The sequence below is a fragment of the Streptomyces sp. NPDC058375 genome (assembly GCF_042723425.1).
GTDB lineage: Bacteria > Actinomycetota > Actinomycetes > Streptomycetales > Streptomycetaceae > Streptomyces > Streptomyces durocortorensis.
The window spans coordinates 1-9,243 of the sequence record NZ_JBHXJG010000280.1; the positions used below are offsets into that span (position 1 = coordinate 1).

A 9,243-nucleotide genomic window follows, 5' to 3' on the forward strand; every position below is an offset into this window, starting at 1 on the left:
TGTCAGTGCTACGGCTTGAGGTTCTCGCCGTCGATGCCGAGGCCCGGGAGGAGCCCGGGGAGGAGCGGGGGCAGGGTGACGTCCGGGGCGGCGGGGGCGCTCGGACGGTTCTCGGAGGGCGGCGGGGTGAGGTCGTCCGTGGGGAGCTCGTCCAGCAGGCCGTCCGTGCCGCCGCCGAGCAGTCCGTCGTCCGGGGTGGCGTCGGAGGAGCCCGACGAGCCGGAGGGCTTGGGGTCCGCGCTGCCGTCGGTGCGGCCTCCGGGCTTCTCGGGGGAGGCCGGAGGTGCGGTGGCGTCGGTGCGGGGGGAGCCGGTGTCCGGGGCGGTGGTGGCGCCGGAGCGGCCGGTGCCCTTGTCCTCGCCCGGGGGACGGGGGAGGAGGGACTGGAGCGGCGCGACTTCCTCGTCCATGGCGTCGAAGACGGAGGTGACCTCGTCGCGGATGTCGGTGAGCTGGACGGGCAGCCGGTCGCGGAGGCCGCTCCAGGTGTCGCGGTGCGAGCGGGAGAAGGTGTCCAGGGTCTGGATGGGGCCGATCGCTCCGTCGCGCTGGTAGGCGGAGCGGAGCAGGCGGTGGCCCTCGGAGGCGTCGTGGGACATGCCGTTGAGCGCGCGTCTGACCGCGCCGAGGGACTCGTGGTCCAGGGCGCCGGAGCGGCCGCGCTCCATGAGTCTGCGGGCCTCGCTGAGCCGGGTGGAGGCCTGGTCGAGGTAGGCCTCGCCGCGGTCGGCGTCGCCCTTGGCCATGCCGAGGCTGATGTCCTCCATCCCGCGCTTGAGTCCGTACAGCGAATCACCGGGGAGGGCGTCGGAGCTGGCGGCGGCCACTCCGCCGAAGGCTCCCGCGGCCACGCCGACGGTGAGCCCGCCGGCGGTGAGCCCCTTCGCCCAGCGGGAGCGGGGGCGCAGTTTGCGCAGTGGTGAGGCCCGGTGGGCCCCCTTGCCCCGTTGCACGGGCACCGTAGGGCCCGTGGACGCGCCGCCCTCGGCGAACATGGCCTCCATGGCGGCGACGAGCTGGGCTCGCTGTGCCACTTTGACCTCGGGGTCCAACTGCGGCTTCGGTAGCTCACCGAGGCCGTTCGCCAGGGCCAACAGCGGTCCGCGGTCGGCCTGGTCGGCCGGCTCCGCGGGCTGTACGGCCGCCGCACCCTGGGGGGTCTGCTCCTCCAGGGCCTGGGCGAAGGCGTTCGCCCGCCGGTGTGCCGAAACGTTTGCGATCACTGGCGGCACCTCCTCTCGTCATGACGGTCGACTCCCCTGGCGGTCCGGAAGGTTGCACACCTTGAGCGTTTCCACTCGATGGAGTGAGTGGAGACGGACAGGGGGTGACGACAGGGGGCCTGCAACCGGCACAACGACGTGCGCGGCACTTGGGTTACGCACGAAAGATGATCGGACCAGTGCGTGACGGGACGGTCACGCAGGGGTCGGCGTCAGGGGGTCGTCGACAGGGGTGGTCAGCGGGCGTCGTCCGGCAGGAGCCGGGCGAGCGTCCGTACGGCTCGGTACTGGAGGGTCTTGATCGCGCCCTCGTTCTTGCCCATCACCCGGGCGGTCTCGGCGACCGAGAGGCCTTGGAGGAACCGCAGGGTGACGCACTCCTGCTGTTGGGGGTTGAGTCGCCGCACGGCCTGGAGCAGTGCGGCGTTGGAGAGGGACTCCAGGACGGAGTCCTCGGGGCTGCGCGCCACCTCGTTGGCGTCGAGCATTTCGCCGGTGGTCACTTCCAGTCGGAAACGACTGGATTTGAAGTGGTCGGCGACCAGGTTGCGAGCGATCGTGACCAGCCAGGCACCGAAATCGCGGCCCTGCCAGGTGAACGTGGAGATACGGCGCAGCGCGCGGAGGAAGGTCTCGCTGGTGAGGTCCTCCGCGGTCGCCTTGCCGCCCACGCGGTAGTAGATGTACCGGTACACAGTGTCGCTGTACTGGTCGTACAGGCGGCCGAAGGCGTCCGCCTCACCGGCCTGCGCGCGCTCGACGAGATCCATCATGCGCGCGCTGTCGCTGTCGGCCGTGGGACGGCGGACGGTCGACGTGGTGGTCGAGGCGGTGCGGGTGCTGCGTCTTCCGACCGCCGCACTGCGTTCGGCCAGGGCGTAGCAAGGGCCGACAGGTGCAGGGGTGGCAAATGCGGGGACGGCGTACGCGGTGGGGACGAAGCCGCGCAAGCGGTCAATGACCGATGCACGCAGCGTAGCCAGGCCCGAGGCGTCAACCCCGACGTGTGGGTACACGGGACTCCCAGAGGCAGAGCTTCCATCACGAGCAGTTCGAAAATCGTCACCCGTGGTAGCGGGTGATGGTCTCCGTGATGCGTCTGAGGAGAATAACGCTTCGTGCAGGCAGCGCTACACCCAGTTGTCTAAATCACCGGTTCCGTCGCTTCTCTTATCGCTAAGTGACGTAACGAGTAGCACATGGTGACCGTTTATTGATCGGATTACTTCGTGATCTGTCTACGGGGGCGACGGGTTGTGGCCGCGCGCCGACGATCCGACTGGCGGGAGGGGGTGTCGGCCGCGTTGACGAAACGGCTTTCGATCGGCCGGACGGCTTCGGGCGTGGCTGCGCCCCGTGACCGGACGGGGCGGGCGGGCACGGGGCGCGGTGGTGGAAACGGGCCGCGGGTGCGGGTCAGCGGCGGCGGCGGTGCAGGGCGACGGCGGCGGCCGTGCCGCCCGCGAGCGCGCCGACCCCGGCGGCGGCCGGAATGCCGACCTTGGCCGCCTTGCGGCCGGTGCGGTAGTCGCGCAGCCGCCAGTCGCGGGCGCGGGCGTACTTGCGGAGCTTGGTGTCCGGGTTGATCGCGTAGGGGTGGCCGACCAGCGAGAGCATCGGGATGTCGTTGTGCGAGTCGCTGTAGGCGGCGCAGCGTTCCAGGTCCAGTCCCTCGGCAGCGGCCAGCGCGCGGACGGCCTCGGCCTTGGCGGGGCCGTGCAGCGGTTCGCCCACCAGACGGCCGGTGTAGACGCCGTCGACCGATTCGGCGACGGTGCCGAGCGCGCCGGTCAGGCCGAGGCGGCGGGCGATGATGGTGGCGGTCTCCACGGGGGCGGCGGTGACCAGCCAGACCCTCTGCCCGGCGTCCAGGTGGGCCTGGGCCAGCGCGCGGGTGCCGGGCCAGATGCGGTCGGCCATGTACTCGTCGTAGATCTCCTCGCCGATGGACATCAGCTCGGAGACGCGGTGGCCCTTGACGATGGACAGGGCGCTGTCGCGGGCGTCCTGCATGTGCTCGGGGTCCTCGACGCCGGCCAGCCGGAACCACGCCTGCTGCCAGGCGAACCGGGTGAGTTCGCGGCGTTCGAAGAACTTGCGCTTGTAGAGGCCGCGGCCGAAGTGGAAGATCGCGGCGCCCTGCATCACGGTGTTGTCGAGGTCGAAGAACGCGGCGGCGCGGTCGTCCCCGGCGACCGGGAACGCGGGCTTCTCGGGAGGTGTCGCGTCCGCTTCTTCCGGGGCCTTGGTCAGGAGGGCGGAGTCGTCGTCGGCGGCCGAGGTCTTGCGCGCGGCCTCGGCGGCGGCCTCGCCTGCCAGGACGCTCCGTGCGGTAGCGGAACGCCTACGGGGTGTGAGCCATCCAAGAGCGGCCATGCGGTGAGCATAGCCAGTCCGCCCGTACCTTCCCGACCTGCCGCGATGCGGCGGCGTGAACGCTTCGGGTCGGAATGGTGAATCGGGCGATTCCGGACGGGCCGAGGCGGGGGCGGACGGGCTCGGGATCCGGGTCCGACGGGCGCAGAATGTAGGCATGAGCCCTCTGTTGCGACGTAACCGGAAGAAGCCCGCCGAGCGGGTGGTCACGCTGGTCGGAAAGCCCGGGTGCCATCTCTGCGAGGACGCGCGGGCGGTGGTGAGCGCGGTCTGCGAGGAGACCGGTGCGTCGTGGGTGGAGAGGGACATCACCGAGGACGAGGAGCTGTACAAGGAGTTCTGGGAGCAGATTCCGGTGGTGCTGATCGACGGTGAGCAGCACACGTTCTGGCGGGTGGACCCGGCGAGACTGCGCAAGGCGCTGGGTGCGGACGCGAAACCCGGTTAACATTGCGGGCGTTTTGAGTGGCCTCGGGGGCGTAGATGTGAGGAGTGTGTACCGCTTTGCCCCCTTCGAGGCTGCAACGGGCTGGTGCGGTCCCCGGTTCCGGGATCGCACGGGAAATGCGCGTGACCCCGGTCACTTTGACCGGACAAAACGGACACTATCTTTGTGCACGCGTTCACAAAGACATAGCCTGCATTCGACGGGGCGGTCTTGGGACATACGGCCGCCTGCAGCCCAGCTCATCCCGCAGGAGCACCGTGGCAACTGGCCGAACTCACCGACCGGCGACCCGTAGCCGAGGAATTCCCGAGGCCACCGTCGCCCGACTTCCGCTGTACCTGCGCGCCCTCACCGCGCTCTCCGAGCGATCCGTACCCACGGTCTCCTCCGAGGAACTGGCGACCGCGGCCGGGGTCAACTCCGCGAAGCTGCGCAAGGACTTCAGCTACCTCGGGTCCTACGGCACCCGCGGTGTCGGGTACGACGTCGAGTATCTCGTCTACCAGATCTCGCGCGAGCTCGGGCTCACCCAGGACTGGCCGGTCGCGATCGTCGGCATCGGTAACCTCGGCGCGGCCCTCGCCAACTACGGCGGCTTCGCCTCCCGCGGCTTCCGCGTCGCGGCGCTGATCGACGCCGACCCCGCCATGGCCGGTACGCCGGTGGCCGGGATCGCCGTCCAGCACACGGACGACCTGGACCGGATCATCAGCGACAACGGTGTGTCCATCGGCGTGATCACCACTCCGCCCGGCGCGGCCCAGCAGGTCTGCGACCGGCTCGTCGCCGCCGGTGTGACCTCCATCCTGAACTTCGCGCCCACCGTTCTCTCGGTGCCCGAGGGCGTCGACGTACGCAAGGTCGACCTCTCCATCGAGCTCCAGATCCTCGCGTTCCACGAGCAGCGCAAGGCCGGCGAGGACGCCGCCGCCGAGGACGAGGGCGCGCCCCCGATGCGCGCCACGCCCACCGGCCGAAAAGGACCCGACGGGGACATGCCCGCCGTGATGCCCGCATGAGCCTCCTCGTCGTCGGACTGAGCCACCGCAGCGCACCCGTCTCCGTACTGGAGCGGGCCTCCCTCGCTGCCGACACCCAGGCCAAGCTGCTCCAGGACACCCTCGCCGCGGAACCCGCGACCGAGGCCGCCGTGCTGGCCACCTGCAACCGCATCGAGCTGTACGCGGACGTGGACAAGTTCCACGCGGGCGTCGCGGAGCTCTCCACGCTGCTCGCCCAGCACAGCGGCGTCGGGCTGGACGAGCTCACTCCGTATCTCTATGTGCACTACGAGGACCGGGCCGTCCACCACCTGTTCTCGGTGGCCTGCGGGCTCGACTCGATGGTCGTCGGCGAGGGCCAGATCCTCGGCCAGATCAAGGACGCGCTCGCGCGCGGCCAGGAGCTGCACACCGCCGGACGGCTGCTGAACGACCTCTTCCAGCAGGCCCTGCGGGTCGGCAAGCGTGCCCACAGCGAGACCGGGATCGACCGGGCCGGGCAGTCGCTCGTCACCTTCGGGCTCCAGCAGCTCGCCGCCGGGGCCGACCCCGCCCTGTGGGCCGGGGGCAAGCGCGCCCTGGTCATCGGCGCCGGCTCGATGTCCTCGCTGGCCGCGGCGACCCTCGCCCGGACCGGCGTCGCCGAGATCGTCGTCGCCAACCGGACCCGCTCCCGCGCGGACCGCTTGGTGGAGATCCTCCAGCAGGGCGACGACACCGCCGTGCGCGCCCGCGCCGTCGAGATGTCCGCGGTGGGCGACGAACTGACACGTGCCGACATCGTCGTCTCCTGCACCGGCTCCACCGGCCTCGTGCTCACCGCCGACGCCCTCGCCGACGCCCTGGGCGTGACCCTGGACGCCGCGCCCGAGCGGCCGACGGTCACCGTCACCCCGGCCCCGGACGACGTCGACCAGCACGCCGCCTGGGTGGAGAACGGCTCCGTCGCCTCCGCCGCGCACGCCGGTCCGAGGACCGGGCCGCGCCGGGTCACCGCGCCCGACCGGTCGACCGGACCGGTGCGGCTCGCCCTGCTCGACCTCGCCATGCCGCGCGACATCGACGGCGCCGCCCACCGCATCGACGGGGTGCGCCTCGTCGACATCGAGTCGCTCGCCGAGGCGTCCGCCGACGCCCCGATGGCCGCCGACGTGGACCGGGTCCGCACGATCGTCTCCGACGAGGTGGCCGCCTTCGGCGCCGCCCAGCGCGCCGCGCACGTCGCCCCGACCGTGGTCGCCCTGCGCACCATGGCCGCCGACGTGGTCGCCGGCGAGATCGCCCGGCTGGACGGCCGCCTCCCCGACCTGGACGAGAAGCAGCGCGCCGAGATCACCCAGACCGTGCGCCGCGTCGTCGACAAACTCCTGCACGCGCCCACCGTGCGGGTCAAGCAGCTCGCCAGCGAGCCCGGCGGCGCCGGGTACGCGGACGCGCTGCGAGAACTCTTCGACCTCGACCCGCAGACGGTGGCCGCCGTCTCCCGGGCAGACCTGAACGACCCGAATAGAGGGCGGTCATGACCGACAACTCATCCCCGGGCGCGCGGAGCACCGCGCCGCTCCGGCTGGGCACCCGGCGCTCCAAGCTCGCCATGGCCCAGTCCGGACTCGTCGCCGAGGCGGTCCGCGAGGTGACCGGGCGCGCCGTCGAGCTCGTCGAGATCACCACGTACGGGGACGTCTCCCGCGAGCACCTGGCGCAGATCGGCGGCACCGGTGTGTTCGTCGCGGCCCTGCGTGAGGCGCTGCTGCGGGGCGAGGTGGACTTCGCCGTCCACTCGCTCAAGGACCTGCCGACCAGCCAGCCCGACGACCTCGTGCTGGCGGCGGTGCCGCAGCGCGAGGACCCGCGCGACGCGCTGGTCGCCCGGGACGGACTGACCTTCGCGCAGCTGCGCGACGGCGCCCGCATCGGCACCGGTTCGCCGCGCCGCATGGCGCAGCTCAACGCGTACGCACGCTCCCACGGACTGCGGATCGAGACCGTCCCCATCCGGGGCAACGTCGACACGCGGATCGGGTTCGTGCGGGACGGCAAGCTCGACGCGGTGGTCCTCGCCGCCGCCGGGCTCAGCCGTCTCGGCCGGAGCGGTGAGGTGACCGACTTCCTGCCGGTCGACACCGTCCTGCCCGCTCCCGGCCAGGGAGCACTGGCGATCGAGTGCGCCGCGTCCGGCGCCGACCTCGCCGCCGCGCTCGCCGAGCTCGAGGACCCGTACACCCGGGTCGCCGTGACCGCCGAGCGTGCCCTGCTCGCCGCCCTGGAGGCCGGCTGCTCCGCACCTGTGGGTGCGCTGGCCGACCTCCTGGTCGACGGCCAGGTTGTCAACGAACTGCGCCTGCGCGGAGTCGTCGGTACCACCGACGGGTCCTCGCTCGTACAGCTGTCCACCACCGGTCCCGTCCCCACGTCGCACGACGACGCGGCGGCCCTCGGTCGCGAACTCGCGTCCGAGATGCTCGCCAAGGGTGCGGCCGGTCTTATGGGGGAGCGAGCACTTTGAGCCCCACCGGCCCCGCCGCATCCGACTTTCCGGCCCTGTCCGCCCAAGGCCAGGTCACCTTCCTCGGCGCCGGTCCCGGCGACCCGGGACTGCTGACTCTGCGCGCTGTCGAAGCGCTCGCGAGCGCGGACGTCCTTGTCGCCGAGCCCGATGTGCTCGACGTCGTTCGCAGCCATGCGCGGGAAGGCGTGAGCACGCCTGAGCTGACGGTTGTTGACGTCTCGTCAACAGCCGCCGGTGTACCCGTTCTCAGGGATGCGGCCAATCTTGTCATGGAGGCCGCGAAGGGCGGCAGGCGGGTGGTCCGTGCCGTCGCGGGCGACCCGGGTCTTGACGGCGACGCGGGCGCGGAGATGCTCGCGTGTGCCGCCGCCGGGGTGCCCTTCGAGGTGGTCCCGGGCATCGCGAACGCCGTCGGTGTGCCCGCGTACGCCGGGGTGCCGCTGAGGGACGCGCAGGGTGCGGACGTCCGCTTCGTCGACGCCCGTACCGCCTCCGACCGGTGCTGGAGCGAGGTCGGCGCGAGCGACGCGACCGCCGTCGTCTCCACCACGCTCGACTCGGTCGCCGCGGCCGCCGGTGAGCTGGTCTCGGCGGGCCGCAAGCCCGACACCCCGCTCACCGTGACGATCGCGGGCACCACCACCCGCCAGCGCACCTGGACGGCGACCCTCGGGACGATCGCCCAGACCCTCAAGCAGGCCAAGGTGCTCCCCTCGCCCGAGGGCCACCGGCCGGTCATAGCCGTGGTCGGAGAGCGCAGCTCCGCCGCCCAGCGCGACCAGCTCGCGTGGTTCGAGTCCAAGCCGATGTTCGGCTGGAAGGTGCTCGTCCCGCGTACCAAGGAGCAGGCCGCGTCGCTCTCCGACCAGCTGCGTTCCTACGGTGCGGTGCCGCACGAGGTCCCGACGATCGCCGTCGAGCCGCCGCGTACGCCCCAGCAGATGGAGCGCGCGGTCAAGGGCCTGGTCACCGGCCGCTACGAGTGGATCGCCTTCACCAGCGTGAACGCCGTCAAGGCGGTCCGGGAGAAGTTCGAGGAGTACGGTCTCGACGCCCGCGCCTTCGCCGGGATCAAGGTCGCCGCGGTCGGCGAGCAGACCGCCGCAGCGCTGATCGACTTCGGCGTCAAGCCGGACCTGGTGCCCTCCGGCGAGCAGTCCGCCGCCGGGCTGCTGGAGGACTGGCCGCCCTACGACCCGGTCTTCGACCCGATCGACCGGGTGTTCCTGCCGCGCGCCGACATCGCCACCGAGACCCTGGTGGCCGGGCTGATCGAGCTGGGCTGGGAGGTGGACGACGTCACCGCGTACCGCACGGTCCGCGCCTCGCCGCCGCCGGCCGACACCCGCGAGGCGATCAAGGGCGGCGGGTTCGACGCGGTCCTGTTCACCTCGTCCTCGACGGTGCGCAACCTGGTCGGCATCGCGGGCAAGCCGCACAACGTGACCGTCATCGCGTGTATCGGCCCGGCCACCGCGAAGACCGCCGAGGAGCACGGCCTGCGGGTCGACGTGCTGTCCCCGGAGCCGTCCGTGCACAAGCTCGCCGAGGCGCTCGCCGCCTTCGGCGCGCAGCGCCGGGACGCGGCGAAGGAGGCCGGTGACCCGGTGACGCGGCCGAGCGAGCGGCGCCCGGGCGCGCGCAGACGTCGCACGACGACGTAGGTGTTACGTGGGCGGGTGGGCC

8 protein-coding genes are annotated in these 9,243 nt (G+C 71.9%); 5 read left to right on the plus strand and 3 right to left on the minus strand.

The features are described from left to right. Positions 1-8 precede the first annotated feature (8 nt). The 3 genes from ACFWM7_RS30475 to ACFWM7_RS30485 form a co-directional block, all read right to left on the minus strand. Complete coding sequence (locus ACFWM7_RS30475; RefSeq protein WP_383266678.1) at positions 9-1,223, minus strand: DUF5667 domain-containing protein; 1,215 nt, start codon at positions 1,221-1,223, stop codon at positions 9-11. 236 nt (positions 1,224-1,459) lie between these two features. Next, complete coding sequence (locus tag ACFWM7_RS30480) at positions 1,460-2,239, minus strand: ECF subfamily RNA polymerase sigma factor, BldN family (protein WP_383266681.1); 780 nt, start codon at positions 2,237-2,239, stop codon at positions 1,460-1,462. A 400-nt stretch (positions 2,240-2,639) separates the two neighbouring features. Then, positions 2,640-3,599 carry an HAD family hydrolase gene (locus ACFWM7_RS30485; protein ID WP_383266683.1) on the minus strand — a complete coding sequence of 320 codons (960 nt, stop codon included), beginning with the start codon at positions 3,597-3,599 and terminating at the stop codon, positions 2,640-2,642. Between the two features lie 157 nt (positions 3,600-3,756). Between ACFWM7_RS30485 and ACFWM7_RS30490 the strand changes: the two genes are divergently transcribed. The 5 genes from ACFWM7_RS30490 (at position 3,757) to ACFWM7_RS30510 (ending at position 9,221) form a co-directional block, all read left to right on the plus strand. Continuing rightward, positions 3,757-4,047, plus strand: a complete 291-nt coding sequence (locus tag ACFWM7_RS30490; protein ID WP_383266686.1) for a glutaredoxin family protein — start codon at positions 3,757-3,759, stop codon at positions 4,045-4,047. Positions 4,048-4,304: 257 nt separating this feature from the next. After that, the gene (locus ACFWM7_RS30495) at positions 4,305-5,066 is read left to right on the plus strand and encodes a redox-sensing transcriptional repressor Rex (protein WP_383266689.1); all 762 of its coding nucleotides are present in this window, start codon (positions 4,305-4,307) and stop codon (positions 5,064-5,066) included. After that, positions 5,063-6,571, plus strand: coding sequence for a glutamyl-tRNA reductase (locus ACFWM7_RS30500; RefSeq protein WP_383266691.1), 1,509 nt, complete (start codon positions 5,063-5,065; stop codon positions 6,569-6,571). Before ACFWM7_RS30495 ends, ACFWM7_RS30500 begins: the two co-directional genes overlap by 4 nt. Beyond that, positions 6,568-7,554: a hydroxymethylbilane synthase gene (gene hemC / locus ACFWM7_RS30505; protein WP_383266693.1), complete on the plus strand. Its 987-nt coding sequence runs from the start codon at positions 6,568-6,570 to the stop codon at positions 7,552-7,554. The genes ACFWM7_RS30500 and hemC overlap by 4 nt, the downstream gene beginning before the upstream one ends. Next, positions 7,551-9,221: a uroporphyrinogen-III synthase gene (locus tag ACFWM7_RS30510; protein ID WP_383266695.1), complete on the plus strand. Its 1,671-nt coding sequence runs from the start codon at positions 7,551-7,553 to the stop codon at positions 9,219-9,221. Before hemC ends, ACFWM7_RS30510 begins: the two co-directional genes overlap by 4 nt. Positions 9,222-9,243: the final 22 nt, after the last annotated feature.